General features: G+C 61.5%; 15 protein-coding genes. 6 read left to right on the top strand and 9 right to left on the bottom strand.

The genetic code is table 11. The features are described 5' to 3' along the window. The first annotated feature begins 132 nt into the window (after window positions 1–132). From rsmI to gshB, 3 genes are read left to right on the top strand one after another with little or no spacing between them, the layout of a single operon-like run. Complete coding sequence (gene rsmI / locus BXY39_RS16555; RefSeq protein WP_121940008.1) at window positions 133–1,059, top strand: 16S rRNA (cytidine(1402)-2'-O)-methyltransferase; 927 nt, start codon at window positions 133–135, stop codon at window positions 1,057–1,059. Beyond that, window positions 1,056–1,469 carry a YraN family protein gene (locus BXY39_RS16550; protein WP_121940007.1) on the top strand — a complete coding sequence of 138 codons (414 nt, stop codon included), beginning with the start codon at window positions 1,056–1,058 and terminating at the stop codon, window positions 1,467–1,469. The genes rsmI and BXY39_RS16550 overlap by 4 nt, the downstream gene beginning before the upstream one ends. 59 nt (window positions 1,470–1,528) lie before the next feature. Next, window positions 1,529–2,494 (top strand): glutathione synthase, encoded by a 966-nt coding sequence (gshB, locus tag BXY39_RS16545; protein WP_121940006.1) that lies wholly within the window; start codon window positions 1,529–1,531, stop codon window positions 2,492–2,494. A gap of 25 nt (window positions 2,495–2,519) precedes the next feature. Here the strand turns inward: gshB and BXY39_RS16540 are convergent, their stop codons facing one another. The 6 genes from BXY39_RS16540 to BXY39_RS16515 all read right to left on the bottom strand — a co-directional run bounded on the left by BXY39_RS16540 (window position 2,520) and on the right by BXY39_RS16515 (window position 8,731). Then, window positions 2,520–3,431: a ParB/RepB/Spo0J family partition protein gene (locus BXY39_RS16540; RefSeq protein ID WP_121940005.1), complete on the bottom strand. Its 912-nt coding sequence runs from the start codon at window positions 3,429–3,431 to the stop codon at window positions 2,520–2,522. Between the two features lie 75 nt (window positions 3,432–3,506). Next, window positions 3,507–4,316, bottom strand: coding sequence for a ParA family protein (locus tag BXY39_RS16535; protein ID WP_121940004.1), 810 nt, complete (start codon window positions 4,314–4,316; stop codon window positions 3,507–3,509). Window positions 4,317–4,419: 103 nt separating this feature from the next. Beyond that, window positions 4,420–5,064: a 16S rRNA (guanine(527)-N(7))-methyltransferase RsmG gene (rsmG, locus tag BXY39_RS16530; RefSeq protein ID WP_211332306.1), complete on the bottom strand. Its 645-nt coding sequence runs from the start codon at window positions 5,062–5,064 to the stop codon at window positions 4,420–4,422. 18 nt (window positions 5,065–5,082) lie between these two features. After that, window positions 5,083–6,966 (bottom strand): tRNA uridine-5-carboxymethylaminomethyl(34) synthesis enzyme MnmG, encoded by a 1,884-nt coding sequence (gene mnmG, locus BXY39_RS16525; protein ID WP_121940193.1) that lies wholly within the window; start codon window positions 6,964–6,966, stop codon window positions 5,083–5,085. A gap of 120 nt (window positions 6,967–7,086) precedes the next feature. After that, on the bottom strand, window positions 7,087–8,451 hold the full coding sequence (gene mnmE / locus BXY39_RS16520) for a tRNA uridine-5-carboxymethylaminomethyl(34) synthesis GTPase MnmE (RefSeq protein ID WP_121940003.1): 1,365 nt from the start codon (window positions 8,449–8,451) through the stop codon (window positions 7,087–7,089). A gap of 16 nt (window positions 8,452–8,467) precedes the next feature. After that, complete coding sequence (locus BXY39_RS16515; protein WP_121940002.1) at window positions 8,468–8,731, bottom strand: DUF6489 family protein; 264 nt, start codon at window positions 8,729–8,731, stop codon at window positions 8,468–8,470. Between the two features lie 119 nt (window positions 8,732–8,850). Between BXY39_RS16515 and BXY39_RS16510 the strand changes: the two genes are divergently transcribed. The 3 genes from BXY39_RS16510 (at window position 8,851) to BXY39_RS16500 (ending at window position 11,072) form a co-directional block, all read left to right on the top strand. Further along, window positions 8,851–9,303 (top strand): methylated-DNA--[protein]-cysteine S-methyltransferase, encoded by a 453-nt coding sequence (locus BXY39_RS16510; protein ID WP_121940001.1) that lies wholly within the window; start codon window positions 8,851–8,853, stop codon window positions 9,301–9,303. A 68-nt stretch (window positions 9,304–9,371) separates the two neighbouring features. Continuing rightward, on the top strand, window positions 9,372–10,088 hold the full coding sequence (locus BXY39_RS16505; protein WP_121940000.1) for a dienelactone hydrolase family protein: 717 nt from the start codon (window positions 9,372–9,374) through the stop codon (window positions 10,086–10,088). A gap of 3 nt (window positions 10,089–10,091) precedes the next feature. Then, on the top strand, window positions 10,092–11,072 hold the full coding sequence (locus BXY39_RS16500) for a quinone oxidoreductase family protein (RefSeq protein WP_121939999.1): 981 nt from the start codon (window positions 10,092–10,094) through the stop codon (window positions 11,070–11,072). Window positions 11,073–11,180: 108 nt separating this feature from the next. Here the strand turns inward: BXY39_RS16500 and BXY39_RS16495 are convergent, their stop codons facing one another. From BXY39_RS16495 to BXY39_RS16485, 3 genes are all read right to left on the bottom strand, one after another. Next, window positions 11,181–12,542 (bottom strand): amidohydrolase, encoded by a 1,362-nt coding sequence (locus tag BXY39_RS16495; RefSeq protein WP_121939998.1) that lies wholly within the window; start codon window positions 12,540–12,542, stop codon window positions 11,181–11,183. 183 nt (window positions 12,543–12,725) lie between these two features. Next, window positions 12,726–13,550, bottom strand: a complete 825-nt coding sequence (locus tag BXY39_RS16490) for a slipin family protein (protein WP_121939997.1) — start codon at window positions 13,548–13,550, stop codon at window positions 12,726–12,728. Further along, the gene (locus BXY39_RS16485) at window positions 13,543–15,033 is read right to left on the bottom strand and encodes an NfeD family protein (protein WP_121939996.1); all 1,491 of its coding nucleotides are present in this window, start codon (window positions 15,031–15,033) and stop codon (window positions 13,543–13,545) included. The genes BXY39_RS16490 and BXY39_RS16485 overlap by 8 nt, the downstream gene beginning before the upstream one ends. Between the last annotated feature and the right edge of the window lie 83 nt (window positions 15,034–15,116).

Genomic DNA, 15,116 nt, shown 5'->3' with positions numbered 1-15,116 from the left:
CTGAGTAAATCCCGGCCAAACCCACCGGTTGAAAAGCCGGACAGGCTTGGCAGGTCCCATATGCACTATTAGGCTGCACCCCTTCTGACCAAAAGCCCTATAGAATAAAGGCCCCGGAATAAAGGCAGAACCATGGCCGAGGACACATCCGCTCCGAACGCATCATCCGATAATGGCAGCAAGGGCACACTTGCCGTCGGGCTCTATCTGGTGGCAACACCCATCGGCAATCTGGAAGATATCGGCGCACGGGCCGCACGGATTCTCGCCGACGCGGATCTCGTGGCATGCGAGGATACCCGGGTCAGCACCAGGCTGATGGCGGCTGTCGACGCCCGCACGCCGCTGATCGCGTATCATGACCATAACGCGGACCGCGTGCGACCGAAATTGCTGCAAAAACTGGCTGAAGGCCAGGCTATCGCCCTTATCAGCGATGCGGGCACACCCCTTGTCTCCGACCCGGGATACGGCCTTGTCCAGGCGGTCCGGGCCGCCGGCCACATGGTCACGGCCGTACCGGGGCCCAGCGCGGTTCCGACCGCGCTCAGCCTGTCGGGACTGCCCAGTGACAGATTTCTCTTCCTCGGGTTTCCGCCATCGAAATCGGCGGCCAGGAAACGCTGGTTTGAAGAGGTCGCCACTGTCCCCGCAACACTGATTTTCTTTGAAAGTGCAAAGCGCCTGGCAGCAAGTCTTGAAGATGCGTGTCAGGTTCTGGGCGACAGGTCCGCCGCCATATGCCGCGAACTGACAAAACGCTACGAAGAAGTTGTCTCGGACAGAATTTTGTCCCTGTCGCAGCGCTATCACCGGGATGGAGCGCCCCGAGGGGAAATCGTCGTCGTCGTCGGTCCGCCGGAAGACGGAAAGACAGCCGGACTTTCCGCGGATGGAACACTGGATGCCAAGGTTGAAACGGCCTTGCAGCAGGCCGTCGGCGACATGGGCGCGCGCGGCGCCGCACAGCTTGTCGCGGATCTGACCGGCCTGCCGCGCAAACGTCTCTATGAGCGTGCCGTCATCCTCAGAAACAGCCGGAAACAAGGCGCGCAATGACAGGGACACGCCGTTTCCACCGTCAGGCCAGCGGCAGACGCGCCGACCACAGGGGCCGGCGGGCCGAACTGTGGGCGCGGGTTTGGCTTGTGTTGAAAGGCTATCGGATCCTGGCACACCGCTTCAAAAGTCCGCGAGGAGAGGTGGACATCGTCGCGCAAAAGCGCAACACCATCATTTTTGCCGAAGTAAAGGCCAGGGGCAGCCTACAAGACGCCAAGGAAGCCCTGCGGTTCCGGCAGCGCGTACGGATCGAAGGGGCAGCGGATCATTTCATGAAAACCCTCCGGCAACGGCCGGGACGGGAAAAGAGTGGAGACTATACCGTTCGCTTTGATCTGATAGCCATTGTTCCCCGCCGCCTGCCGAGGCATATGAAAGGGGTGTGGCGCACGGGGCCTTACGCATAACCCCGGTGCCGGCCGTTAGGACGTCAGTCCGTTACCCGTGTCGTAGCAAGGATACGTTTATGAGCACCGTAAAACGCCGTATCGCCTTCCAGATGGATGCCATGGAAGGCATCAACATCACCGGCGACAGCAGCTTCGTTCTGGCGCTGGAAGCACAGGCGCGCGGACATGACCTGTATCATTATCTGCCGGATGATCTCAGCTACCGTGACGGACGCGTGACAGCCCACGCCCACCCGATGACCGTCAGGCGTGAAAACGGCAATCATTTCACCTTCGGGCCGCCCCAATCGCTCGACCTGAACGATATGGATGTGATCTGGATGCGTCAGGATCCGCCCTTTGACATGGCCTATATCACCGCAACGCACCTTTTGGACCTGATTCACCCGGATACACTGGTGGTCAATGACCCGCGGGCCGTCCGCAATGCACCGGAAAAACTGTTCGTCACGCAATTCGCCGACCTGATGCCCCCCACGCTCATCACACGACGCGAAGAAGACATCCGCGCTTTTCGGGCCGATCACGGCGACATCATCGTCAAACCCCTGTTCGGCAAGGGCGGTGAAGGTGTTTTCCATCTGCGCCCCGAAGATCCGAACCTGCCCAGCCTGCTGGAACTGTTCCTGGAAAACAGTCGTGAAGCCGTCATGGTCCAGCGTTTCCTGCCCGAAGTCCGCAACGGCGACAAGCGGATCGTCCTTGTGGACGGCGACGCCGCAGGCGCCATCAACCGGGTCCCGGCGGAGGGATCCGTACGCTCCAACATGGTGGTCGGCGGCCGCGCGGAGGCCGCCAGGCTCACCCCGCGGGAAGAGGAAATCTGCGCCCGACTGAAACCGGTGCTTCAGGAACAGGGACTGATTTTCGTCGGTATTGACGTCATCGGCGACTGGCTGACGGAAATCAATGTGACCTCACCGACCGGGCTGCAGGCCATCAATGCCTATGACGGCGTACAGCTGGAAAGCCGCATCTGGGATGCAATCGAGACCAGACTGACACGCCGCGACGCCGCCTGAACCCCGGCTGCGTCCAATCTGCCGCTTAATACGCCCCGCCGCGCAAGCGGGCACACAAGCTGTCCAGATCGTCAAGGCTGGCGTAACGGATACTGATGGTGCCGCCGTCGCCCCGGTGGTCGATTGTCACCGCCGTGCCGGTTGCGGCCGACAGATCGCGTTCCAGGGCCTTTGTGTCCGCATCCTTGGCCCCGGACACCGATCGCAGCGCGGTTTTGCGTGGTACCTGTTTGGGTTTGGACGCCAACGCCTCAACCGCCCGCACGCTAAGCCCCTCATCAACAACACGCCGGGCAAGGGCTGTGGGGTCTTCGGCGGCCAGAAGGGCACGTCCGTGCCCCATGCTGATACGACCATCCGCCAGCATGGTCTGGACAGTATCCGGCAGACCCAAAAGCCGCAGCAGATTGGCCACATGACTGCGGCTCTTCGATACAAGGCCCGCCACATCCTCCTGCCGGTGCCCGAAATCGTCCATCAGCCGACGATAAGCCCGTGCCTCCTCGATCGGAGACAGGTCAGCACGCTGAATGTTTTCAATAATCGCAATCTGTAGAATAGTTGGCTCATCCAACTCCCTGACAATGACGGGCACATCGTGCACACCGGCCTGTTGTGCCGCGCGCCAGCGCCGTTCGCCGGCAACAATCTCATAGCGGTCTTCGCCGACCGGACGGACGAGGATGGGCTGCAAAAGGCCGCGTTCACGGATGGACGCGGCAAGCTCGGCCAGGGCATCTTCGGCAAAATGCTGGCGCGGCTGGTTGGGGTTTGCTTCCAGAAAAGCAACCGGCAGGCTAACCATACCGGCACCGTCCACCGCCCCCGGGCCACTGTTTCCGGAACCGGTGGCCGGTAACGGGTCCAGGGCCGGCCGCGCGTCGCCCAGCAGGGCTGAAAGCCCCTTGCCCAATCCCTTTTTCTTTTGCGCCGTCATTTACGTTTCCTCGGTAAGTCTTTCATTTTTGACACTGGCGGTCTTTGATATTGGCACTCTTTGAAACCGGGCGTGTCAGGCAGCCCGTGCACGGTCACGCCCCAGCACTTCACGGGCCAGTTTTATATAGGCCTGACTGCCGCTGCAGCGATGATCGTACAACAGGGCCGGTTTGCCGTGGCTGGGCGCCTCCGAGACACGGACATTGCGCGGGATCATCGTGTTGTAAACCTTGTCCCCCAGATAGGCCCGCACATCATCAGCCACCTGCTCGGACAGATTGTTGCGGCGGTCGAACATGGTCAGAACCACCCCATTGATGGCCAGGCGGGGGTTAAGACTTGCCCGCACCTGTTCAATCGTCTTCAACAACAGGCTTAAGCCCTCCAGCGCGAAAAATTCGCATTGCAACGGCACCATGACCGAATCCGCCGCCACCAGTGCATTGATGGTCAGCAGCGACAGGGACGGCGGGCAGTCGATCAGCACAAAATCATAGCGCTCGCGCAACTTTGCGGTCGAAAGTGATTCTCTCAGGCGGAAATTACGCTGCGGCAGGTCGGCCAACTCCACATCCGCCCCTGAAAGGTCGACCGTGGACGGTACAAGCCCCAGACCGGGAACACTGCTGTCCATCAGGGCGTCGTCCACATGCGCCGCACCAAGGATCACATCGTAGGAGGTGATTTCACGGGCCGCCCGGTCCACACCGAAACCGGTGCTGGCATTGCCCTGCGGGTCCAGATCGAAAACAAGTACTTTCTTCTTAGCCGCCGCCATTGCCGTGGCCAGATTGATGGCCGTGGTGGTTTTACCAACCCCGCCCTTTTGATTGGCAATGGCGATAATCTGCCCGGACTTTCGGGTCTGTTGATCTCTGCCCATAACCGCCCCTTCCTGGAAATCCTTTTATAACAGCGCTTTGGTATATGTTTCCCGAACAGAAACCTTAAAGAAAATCGTTCAAAACAACTTGTTTACCAGCGCTTCAGGACCGGGGTGATATATGCTGCAAACGCAGGATAACCCCGCGCGGATCGCTGACACTGTCAAACCGGTCGACGGACATCTTCCACATGGCGGCGGCTTCGGTCAATTCCTCGTCCGCCTTTTCCCCCTTTAAAAACCAGGCTTGCGTTTCATCATGGCAAAATGGCCACGCCCAGCCGAGAAGCTGGGTCACACTGGCGCATGCCCGCGCTGTCACAATATCCACCGGAAAAGCCGCCAGGTCTTCGATACGCTGGTCGTAAATGGTGACATTTGTCGATGTTTCGCGGGCGACGGTCCGCAGGAACGCAGCCTTGCGCTGATTTGCTTCCACCATATGCACATCGGCAACGCCCAGAATCGCAAGGACAAGGGCCGGAAAGCCCGCGCCGGAACCTATATCCAGCAAAACGGGGGCCTGATCCGAACGATATCGGACAATCAATGGCGCCAATTGCGCCGAATCCAGAAAATGCCGCCGCCACATCTCCTGTAATGTTGCACCGGCAACGAGATTTTGCGCCGGCTGCCACTTTTCCAGCAGGCCGGCATAGCGGGCCAGACGATCCCGTGTTTCACGTGAAACATCAAAGGACGGGGCCAGCGCGGCGCACAGATCGTCCAGGGAAAAACGGGATGTCACCGCGAACGGACCGTTATTCTACGCCGCTTTTCGGCGTTTGATATGGGCGAGAAGCAGTGTCAGTGCCGCCGGGGTGACGCCGGCGATCCGCGCCGCCGATCCCAGGGTGGCGGGCCTGGCCGTATTGAATTTTTCCCGCATTTCGTTTGACAAGCCAGGGATGGCGGCAAAATCAACATTGTCCGGAATCGCCAGCGCTTCGTCCTTCCGGAATGCGTCGATGTCCTTTTGCTGTCGCTCCAGATAATTCCTGTAAAGCGCATCGGTGGCCAATTGTTGCGCAACAGCGGCATCAAGACCGCCAATCTCCGCCGGCCAGACACTTGCAAGCGTTTCAAGCGTGATATCCGGAAAGGACAACAGGGTCTCGGCCGAACGTCTCACACCGTCCTGATTCAATTTGATACCATGTGTCGCGGCCTCATTCGGTGTCAGCGACAGGCGTTGCAATTGCGCGCGACCCTTTTCGAGCGCTGTCAGTTTGGCAGTAAAGACCGCCGCGCGCTCGGCACCGACCAGACCAAGGTCGATGCCTTTGCCGGTCAGGCGCTGGTCCGCATTGTCCGCGCGCAGATGCAGCCGGTATTCCGCCCGGCTGGTAAACATGCGGTATGGCTCACGCGTGCCTTGTGTGACAAGATCGTCCAGCATGACACCGATATAGGCATCGACACGGTCAAGAACAAAGCGGTCTTCGCCGCCACCCGCTTTCAGGGCTGCGTTGACACCGGCCATCAGACCCTGGGCGGCTGCTTCTTCATATCCGGTGGTGCCGTTGATCTGCCCTGCCAGAAACAGACCCTCCGCCCGCCGGGTTTCCAGCGTCGGCCTCAATTCGCGCGGATCGATGAAATCATATTCAATGGCATAGCCAGGCCGCAGAATGACCGCCTTTTCCAATCCCGGAATGCTGTGGACCAGCGCCGTCTGCACCTCCTCGGGCAGGCTGGTGGAAATGCCGTTGGGATAGACCGTGTCATCGTCCAGACCCTCCGGCTCCAGGAAAATCTGGTGGCTGGCCTTGTCCCGGAACCGGACGATCTTATCCTCGATCGATGGACAGTAACGGGGACCGCTGCTTTCAATCTGGCCGGAATACATCGGCGAGCGGTGCAGATTATCCTCAATGATTTTGTGTGTGTCCGCACTGGTCCGGGTAATGTAACAGTCCAATTGCGGCACGGTGATGTCACGCGTCAGAAAGGAAAACGGCACCGGCGGCTTGTCCCCGGGCTGCGGATCGCAGACAGACCAGTCGATGGTGCGGCCGTCCAGGCGCGGCGGCGTTCCGGTTTTCAGGCGGCCCAGTGCAAATCCCAAATCCGTCAGTGTATCCGACAACCCCAGCGACGGCGCTTCGCCGGCCCGGCCTGCGGGAATCTTCTTTTCCCCCAGATGAATGAGACCGCGCAAAAAAGTGCCCGTGGTCAGGATAACCGCTCCCGCTGTCAGGCGACGGCCATCGGCGGTGATCACTCCGGTTACACGGGCGCTTGTGTCCGCGCCGAAACCGGTTCTGTCAACGATCAGATCCTCAACGGCAGCACCCAGTATGGTCAGATTGGGGTAATCCGTAAGCATCGCCTGCATGGCGGTGCGGTACAGTTTGCGGTCGGACTGTGCCCGTGGCCCCTGTACCGCCGGGCCCTTGCGACGGTTCAACAGACGGAACTGAATACCCGATGCATCCGCAACCCGCCCCATAATGCCTTCAAGCGCGTCAATCTCGCGCACCAGGTGGCCCTTGCCCAAGCCGCCGATTGCCGGATTGCAGGACATTTCACCGATCGTCTCGGGCTTATGGGTGACAAGCAGGGTCTTCGCACCCATGCGGGCGGAAGCCGCCGCCGCTTCCGCGCCGGCATGCCCACCGCCTATCACAATGACATCCGCGTCTGCCATGTCCGCATCCGGCACTTAGGAGCACCGCCTTTGATCATCCATGAAATCCAGGGAGTTCTATATAAGAAATGATCGCGTCCTGTCAAAGCGCCAGGATCCTCGCAAAGGATCGCCTGTCACTTATTTGCCGATGCAGAAATCGGCAAAAACCAGATCCAGCATATCCTCGACGCCGACGCGCCCGGTAATCCGGCCAAGCGCCCGTGCCGCCTGACGCACATCTTCGGCGGCCAGAACAGGGTCAATCCCCGCATTTATGTCAAACCGGGCCAGATGTTCAGTGACATCAATCAGGGCTTCTCGGTGGCGTGCCCGTGTCAGGGCCGGTGCGTCACGCAGCGCCATCGCCGTGGAAACCGTATTGCCGACGGTCTCAAGAAGCACATCCAGTCCGCCCTCGCCTATGGCCGAAACCGGGAGCGGGCCAGCGGTTTCCGGTTTGATATTGGCGGGCAAACTTTCATGTTCCACGTGAAACACCGGAATACGGTCGACCTGCGACACGACCAGCAAACTGTTCGGCCCGCTCCAGCGCGCAACATCGTCGGGCACATGCGGCCATGCATCGGCACGCACCAGCAACAAACGTAAATCCGCTTCTTCCGCGCGGGCAACGGCGCGTCGGATACCCTCCGCTTCAACCTTGCCGCCGGCCGTGCGCAAACCCGCCGTGTCGACAAGGCGGACGGGATATCCGGACAGATCAAGCGGCACATCCAGCACATCGCGCGTGGTTCCGGCCTCATCCGAGACAATCGCCACGTCCGAGCGTGCCAAAGCATTCAGCAATGTGGATTTTCCCGCATTCGGCGCGCCCAGGATCACGATGCGGTAACCGTCGCGCATGGCTTCACCCCGCCGTCCGTCGCGCAGATGTGTGTCCACATCCCGCTTCAAAGCGGCGATATCCGGCCTGACGGCACCGGCCACCCCGTCGGGCAAATCCTCATCCGGAAAATCGATATCCGCCTCCAAATGGGCCAGATGCCGCATCAGCCGACCCCGCCAGTCCTCATACAAACGACGCAGCGATCCATCAAGTTGCCGCAGCGCCTGAACCCGCTGCATTTCCGTATCCGCATTGATCAGATCGGCCAAACCCTCGATTTCCGTCAGGTCCAGTTTTCCGGCTTCGAACGCACGGCGCGAAAACTCGCCCGCTTCCGCCAGCCGGCATCCCGGCTGTGACGACAGTGTTTCAAGCACACCGTCAACCACTGCCCTGCCGCCATGCAGATGCAATTCCACAACATCTTCGCCGGTAAAACTGTTTGGCGCCGGGAAATACAGAACCAGGGCCTGATCCAGCAACAATCCGCTTGCCGGATCATGCAATCGGCGCAGCACCGCCTTTCGCGGCATCGGCAGGGATTTGCCGGTCAAATCAGCAAGAACGGCACCGGCCCGCACGCCAGACAGACGCACCACCGCAACGCCGGCACGCCCCCCGCCACTGGACAGGGCATAAATCGTCTCGGTATCCATTGATGGAATATCCGGGCTATTCAGCGCCCTGCGTCGGATCGGTGGGGCCAACCGCCCCTTTCATCGCCGCCCAGAACGCTTTCTGCCATTCCCCCAGGCCCGCGCTGGCGCCCGACATCCAGGCGCGGACGGCCTGATCCACTTCCTGCGGGTCCAGGCCCTTTTCAAGGCGCATCTGCATCTGTGAGACCATGGCATCATTCAACGCCGTCACATCCGGAAGGCCGAAAAATGTCCGCGCCTCAATCGGCGTACAATCGATATTGATGGTGATCTTCATGCGCTTTCCATTCCCCGTCCCAAGGAAGATATGCGGCAATGACTTGAACCGCCGTCCGCATCGCCTGTAGGGTGACATCCGATCCGCAAACCCACCATACTGTAGACGGGATAAAGGCCATGCCGCAACTGTCACTCCACACACCGATCTCCGATCTGACAGTGACCGAAATCGGCGGTGAACTGGTGGCTTTGGACTGGGGCTGGGCCATGGAACAGACCAGAACCCCCCTTCTTGTGGAAGCCAAACGCCAACTGGACGCCTATTTCGACGGCGACCTGACCGAATTCGACCTGCCGCTTGCACCCGGAGGATCCGGTTTCCAGGACCGTGTATGGTCAAAAATGTGCGAAATTCCATATGGAAGAACAATGACTTATGGTGATGTTGCGAAACAGCTAAACAGTAGCGCCCGGGCTGTCGGTACGGCCTGCGGGCGCAATCCGCTGCCCATCCTCATCCCCTGTCACCGGATCACCGCGGCAAACGGCCTTGGCGGCTATTCCGGCGACGGCGGCCTGTGGACCAAAGAAGCCCTGCTGGTTCTTGAGGGCGTCCTTTTGCCGCAGTAAGGTCGCACGCGATATATCAATTCCGTTGATCCATTTCCCATCCATTCTTGCAAAACGAGGGTCCGCCCATGTCACAGATCACCACCGAGACAGTCACCATTGCGGCCAAGGACGGCAGCGGCGATTTTTCCGCTTATCTTTCAAAGCCCGAAAGCGGAAACGGGCCCGCCATTGTCGTCATTCAGGAGATTTTCGGGGTCAATGCCGGTCTGCGCACCATGTGCGACCGCTGGGCCGCCGCCGGCTATGTCGCCATCTGTCCGGACCTGTTCTGGCGCCAGGAACCCGGCGTGGACCTGACCGACCAGACGGAAGAGGAATGGCAAAAGGCCTTTGCCCTTTATAACGGTTTCGATGTGGACAAGGGGATCGAGGACATCGCCGCCACCATCGATTTTATCCGCGGTCATGGCAGAAGCACCGGCAAGGTCGGTGCGGTGGGCTACTGCCTCGGCGGGCTTCTGGCCTATCTGACGGCAACCCGCACGGATGCGGACGCCAACGTCTCCTATTACGGTGTCGGCATTCAGGACAAACTGGATGAAGCCGCGAAAATCACCCGACCCCTCATGCTGCACATCGCCGGCAAGGATGAATTTGTCGATGCCGCCGCACAGGCCGCCATCCATGACGGACTGGATGGTCATGCTCAGAGCACACTTTACGATTATCCAGAAGCCGACCATGCGTTTTCCCGTATCAACGGGCAGCATTACCGCGAGGATGACGCAACACGCGCCAATGAACGCACAGCCGCCTTTTTTGCCGATCATCTCAAGGGCTGATCCATGACCACAGCACAGATCATTCAGGTCGCGGCCCCCGGCGGGGCGGAGACCCTGGCGTTTACGGACAGTACGCTGCCTGCATTGAAGGAGAATGAAGTCCGCGTGCGTCACAACGCCATCGGATTGAATTTCATCGATGTCTATCATCGCACCGGCCTGTACCCCGTGCCGGCACCCTTTACGCCGGGCCTGGAAGCCGCCGGCGTGATCGAGGATGTGAGCGCTGGCGTGGACGGCTTTGTCGCCGGTGACAGGGTCGCCTATTGCACCGGGCCGATCGGTGCCTATTCCAGCCACCGCAACATGCCTACCGACACGCTGGTTAAACTGCCGGACGCGGTGTCCGATGAAGCCGCCGCCGCTCTCATGTTGAAAGCAACAACAGTCGCCTTTCTGATCCACGAAACGTTTCACGTGAAACATGGACAGACGGTTCTGTGGCACGCGGCCGCCGGCGGCGTCGGACTGATTGCCTGCCAGTGGCTGAAAGCCAAGGGCGTCACGGTCATCGGCACGGTGGGCGGCGCGGACAAGGCCGCGCTTGCCAGGGATCATGGCTGTACCCACACCATCGATTACACATCGGAAAACTTCACCGACCGGGTGCGCGAGATCACCGGCGGTGCCGGCGTTCCGGTTGTCTATGACAGTGTGGGAAAGGCCACATTCGATGGGTCGTTGGACTGCCTGGCCCCGCGCGGCATGATGGTCAGCTTCGGCAATGCCACCGGCGCCGTGGATCCCATGGCACCCGGCATACTGGGGCAGAAAGGATCGCTTTTCCTGACCCGGCCGTCATTGCTGCATTATGCCAGCGCCCGCGACGATCTGGTGCGTTTGACCGGTCTTGTCTTCGACGCCGTCGCAGACGGTCACATCACGCCCACCATCAACCAGCGTTTCGCCCTGCGTGATGCCGGCACCGCGCACCGGGCGCTGGAGGGCCGCGAAACCACGGGTCAGTCCATCCTGCTGCCCTGAAGATCGAAGCGCGTTATAGAGAAAATCGAAGACACGTCATGGAAAAGGGGGACGGTTTATCCGTCCCCTTTTGTGTTCCAAACCGTATGCCCGGCCCACGGCAGGGCGTCAGTCTTTCGGCATCAGATCCATCAGTGCCACCACCGTGGCCTCGACCCCGCTGACGACCGACGGCTGCGGCACGATCTTGAACAGGGGCGAATGGTGCGACGGGATGGGCGGACCGCCCGCCTCGGCCCGTTCAAAATCCGCGGCCGGGGTACCGCCGACAGCAAAATAGACACTGGGGATAATCGGCTCATAGGTTTCAAGATCCGTCACCAGAAAGGGGAAATCCTCCGCCCCCATGGTTTTCGGCTTATAGTCGGCAAAGGCTTCCGCCCCCATGCTGTCCCGCCAGGCGGCCTTCAGCCGGCGCGCCAGCGACGGGTCATTCCGCGTTGGCGGATAGGTTTCGGTTTCCAACACCTCGACCGTCGGCAGCATGTCGTCCGGCAGACCGCTGGCACGGCCGAGGTTCTCGGCAATGCGCCGGATGCCCGACAGCAGTGTTTCCCGGGTTTCGGAATCGTCGGAGCGCACCGTGATCTGCAATTTCGCCTCATCCGGGATGATATTGTGCTTGGTGCCGCCGTGGAAGCTGCCGACGGTGACAACGCCGGGCACGCGCGGGCTCAATTCACGGCTGATCAGGGTCTGCAATGTGGTGACGATCTGCGCGCCGAGCACGATCGGGTCCTTGCCCGCATGGGGTGCGGCGCCGTGGGCGCCCAAACCGTGGACGGTGATGTTGACGCTGTCCACCCCGGCATAGGCCGCTTCGTCCGCCGCCCAGATCTTGCCGGCCTCCATCAGGGAATTGACGTGAAACGCCAGGCCGTAGTCCGGCTTGCCGAAACGCTCATAAAGCCTGTCCTCGCGCATGATGCGCGCACCCCCGAAGCGTTCCTCGGCCGGCTGGCCGATCAGCATCAGCGTACCGGACCATGTGTCGCGCATGGCGGCCATCCGCCGTGCCGTGCCCACCAGCGCGGTGATGTGGACGTCATGACCGCAGGCATGCATGACCGGCACCTCGATCCCGTTCGGGTCGGTCTGCATCGCGGTGGAGGCATAGTCCAGTCCGGATTTTTCGAGAACCGGCAGGCCGTCCATGTCGGCGCGCATCATCACGCGCGGCCCCGGCCCGTTTTCCATGATGGCGACAAGGCCGGTCTGGCCGATGCCTTCCGTCACCTCGAACCCGGCGTCGCGCAACTCCGCCGCCAGGCGGGCGGCGGTCTTGTGTTCCTGCAGGGACAATTCCGGATTGGCATGAAAATGCTTGAACAGGGCCTCGAGATGATCGTCATAATCTTTCGCGATGACGGCGCGCAGATCATCCACGGCCACCGCACCGGCAACCGGCACTGTCAGCGGCAATACGGCCATGGCACCGGCCAAAAGCGCGGATTTCAAATCTTTCCACATGTGATCGTCCCCCCAAAGTCCGGCCCGCTGTTCTGACACGGCAGGCAAAAAGAAAGGCTAGCGGCGCGGTCCGGGCCATGCAAGGGGACAGCGGGGAAAATCGCCGCACTCACTGCCCCAAGACACTCAGCCTCGCCCAGCGGTGTCAGCGTGTATCCATAGGCGCTTCAGGACATGACCGCTTCAAGAGTTGCCGGATATGTCATTGTCCCCTGAAGAAGAGGATGGGGAAGAGGACGCGCCCGCCGTGCCGCTGAGGGACCCGATCAGGTCGATCGGCAGCGGGAAGACGATGGTCGATGTGCGCTCGCCCGCCATGTCGTGCAATGCTGTCAGATAGCGGATCTGCATGGCTTCCGGCAGTTCGTGCAGGACGCGGGCGGCTTCCATGATCTTGTCGGCGGCCTGGGCCTCCCCTTGGGCCGAGATCACCTTGGCACGGCGCAGACGCTCGGCCTCGGCTTCCTTGGCGATGGCGCGGACCATGCTCTGGTCCAGGTCCACATGTTTCAGTTCCACATTCGACACCTTGATGCCCCAGGCGTCGGTCTGGGAGTCGAGAATGGTGCGGATATCGTCGTTCAGCCGCTCGCGCTCGGCCAGCATTTCGTCCAGCTGGTGCTGGCCGAGGACGGACCTGAGCGTGGTCTGCGCCAACTGGCTGACCGCCCATTTGAAATCCTCCACCGCGATGATGGCGCGCTGCGGGTCGATCACCCGGTAATAGACCACGGCATTGACCCGCACCGACACATTGTCGCGCGAAATCACGTCCTGTTCCGGCACGTCCATCACCATGGTGCGCAGGTCGACCCGCACCATGCTCTGGATTATGGGGATGACGATGATCAGGCCCGGTCCCTTGACCTTCCAGAAACGGCCGAGCGTGAAGATCACGCCGCGCTCATATTCCCGCAGGATCTTGATCGCCGACAGGACGACGGCCAGCGCCAGGAAAATCAGCAGATACACCGAATAAAACAGGTCCAGAAACTCTATCTCAGGCATGTGTTCCCTCCTCGGTTTTCAGGGCAGGATGCGCCCCCGCCCTGGCGACCACCAGTGTCAGGCCCCTGACCGCCCTGATTTCCAGCGCCGTCCCGGGGGTGAGGCCTGTCTCGCCCGTTGCCGCCCAGACCTCGCCGCGGGCGGAAACCTCGCCCGTGTCGCCCGACCAGGCGATCACCCGGGCCGGGGCGCCGATCATCTCATGCACGCCGCTGACCACGGGCTGGCGCCACGCCCGCGCGGCAAAGGTAAGGACAAGCACGAAGATCGCCGCAGTCGCCAGCGACACCGTGCCAATCAGAATGGGCGAAATCTCAAAGCCCGGCATGTCCGTGTCGATCAGGAAAATCGAGCCGAGGGCAAAACACACCGCCCCGCCGATGCCGAGCGCGCCGAAGGCGGGCACGAAGGCTTCCGTCACCATCAGCGCCACGCCGAGAGCCATCAGCGCCAGACCGGCATAGTTGAGGGGCAGCAGATGCAGCGCATAGAGCCCGACGATCAGGCAGGTGGCGCCAGTGATGCCCGCCACCAGAATGCCGGGGTTCGTCGCCTCCAGCACAAGACCGTACAGGCCCACCATCAGCAGCAGATAGGCGATGTTGGGATTGGTGATCAGGCCGAGAAACCGGTCGCGCCATGTGGGCGCGAAGGTCTCCACATCCATCAGATCGGTCTTCAGCACCGTTTTGGTGCCGTCGACATCCACCTCGAGCCCGCTGGATTTGACCAGCACTTCGCGCACAGAACCGGCGATCATGTCGACGAGCCCGCGCGCCAGCGCCTCCGCCGCGGTCAGATTGGTCGCCTCGCTGACGAAACGCTCGGCCTCGTCCGCCGGGCGGCCGCGCAAATCGGCCAGCCCGCGCATATAGGCACGGGCGTCATTGACGATCTTGTCCTGCAGTGTCGGCGGTGTGCCGCGCGCGCCGACTGTGCCCCCATCGCCCGCCGCATCGCTTTCGCCGTCACCCGGCGCGTCCCCGTCCGGGGGCTCCGCGCCCTGTTGCGGCGTTTGCGGGGACGGCGGTTGTTGCTGCGGCATACCGCCGCCGAGCTGTACCGGCGTGGCCGAGCCCACGGTGGTGCCGGGCGCCATCGCCGCCACATGACAGGCCATCAGGATATAGGCCCCGGCACTGGCCGCCCGTGCGCCCGACGGGGCGACAAAGCCGATCACCGGCCGGTCGGAGGCCAGAATGGCCTTGATGATGCCACGGGTGGACTGGTCCAGGCCGCCGGGCGTGTCGATGCGCAGGATAACGGCGGAAGCGCCGCGTGCGCCCGCCTCCTCCAGGCCGCGCACCACATAGCTTTCCACCGCCGGGCCGATCGGCCCCTGAATGTCGATGAGAAGCGCGCTGTCCGCCGCCAGCACAGGCGTCGGCACCAGCAGGAAGACCAGCGCCAGCAGGACGGCGGCAAGGCCGTGGATACCCCGCTGTCCCGCTCTCAACCGTCCCGGCGATCCACCGCTGCCCATACCCTTTTCCCATCTCCCGAAGGGGTGAGTATTGCAGGAAAGAGAACGGCAAACATTGATTTAATACAAAACTGCCGCCGGAC

The organism is Eilatimonas milleporae (assembly GCF_003688555.1).
Taxonomy (GTDB): domain Bacteria; phylum Pseudomonadota; class Alphaproteobacteria; order Sphingomonadales; family Kordiimonadaceae; genus Eilatimonas; species Eilatimonas milleporae.
Note: the sequence above shows the minus strand (reverse complement) of the source record. Positions and strands in the feature narration are given on the sequence as shown.

Excerpts from the sequence above, each read along its gene's own strand:
- BXY39_RS16505 (WP_121940000.1), top strand. The coding sequence starts at position 9,372 with ATGTCACAGATCACCACCGAGACAGTCACCATTGCGGCCAAGGACGGC.
- mnmG (WP_121940193.1), bottom strand. The coding sequence starts at position 6,966 with ATGGCAGACGCGGATGTCATTGTGATAGGCGGTGGGCATGCCGGCGCG.
- BXY39_RS16515 (WP_121940002.1), bottom strand. The coding sequence starts at position 8,731 with ATGAAGATCACCATCAATATCGATTGTACGCCGATTGAGGCGCGGACA.
- BXY39_RS16550 (WP_121940007.1), top strand. The coding sequence starts at position 1,056 with ATGACAGGGACACGCCGTTTCCACCGTCAGGCCAGCGGCAGACGCGCC.
- mnmE (WP_121940003.1), bottom strand. The coding sequence starts at position 8,451 with ATGGATACCGAGACGATTTATGCCCTGTCCAGTGGCGGGGGGCGTGCC.
- BXY39_RS16490 (WP_121939997.1), bottom strand. The coding sequence starts at position 13,550 with ATGCCTGAGATAGAGTTTCTGGACCTGTTTTATTCGGTGTATCTGCTG.
- BXY39_RS16485 (WP_121939996.1), bottom strand. The coding sequence starts at position 15,033 with ATGGGCAGCGGTGGATCGCCGGGACGGTTGAGAGCGGGACAGCGGGGT.
- BXY39_RS16495 (WP_121939998.1), bottom strand. The coding sequence starts at position 12,542 with ATGTGGAAAGATTTGAAATCCGCGCTTTTGGCCGGTGCCATGGCCGTA.
- rsmI (WP_121940008.1), top strand. The coding sequence starts at position 133 with ATGGCCGAGGACACATCCGCTCCGAACGCATCATCCGATAATGGCAGC.
- BXY39_RS16535 (WP_121940004.1), bottom strand. The coding sequence starts at position 4,316 with ATGGGCAGAGATCAACAGACCCGAAAGTCCGGGCAGATTATCGCCATT.
- BXY39_RS16500 (WP_121939999.1), top strand. The coding sequence starts at position 10,092 with ATGACCACAGCACAGATCATTCAGGTCGCGGCCCCCGGCGGGGCGGAG.
- BXY39_RS16510 (WP_121940001.1), top strand. The coding sequence starts at position 8,851 with ATGCCGCAACTGTCACTCCACACACCGATCTCCGATCTGACAGTGACC.
- gshB (WP_121940006.1), top strand. The coding sequence starts at position 1,529 with ATGAGCACCGTAAAACGCCGTATCGCCTTCCAGATGGATGCCATGGAA.
- BXY39_RS16540 (WP_121940005.1), bottom strand. The coding sequence starts at position 3,431 with ATGACGGCGCAAAAGAAAAAGGGATTGGGCAAGGGGCTTTCAGCCCTG.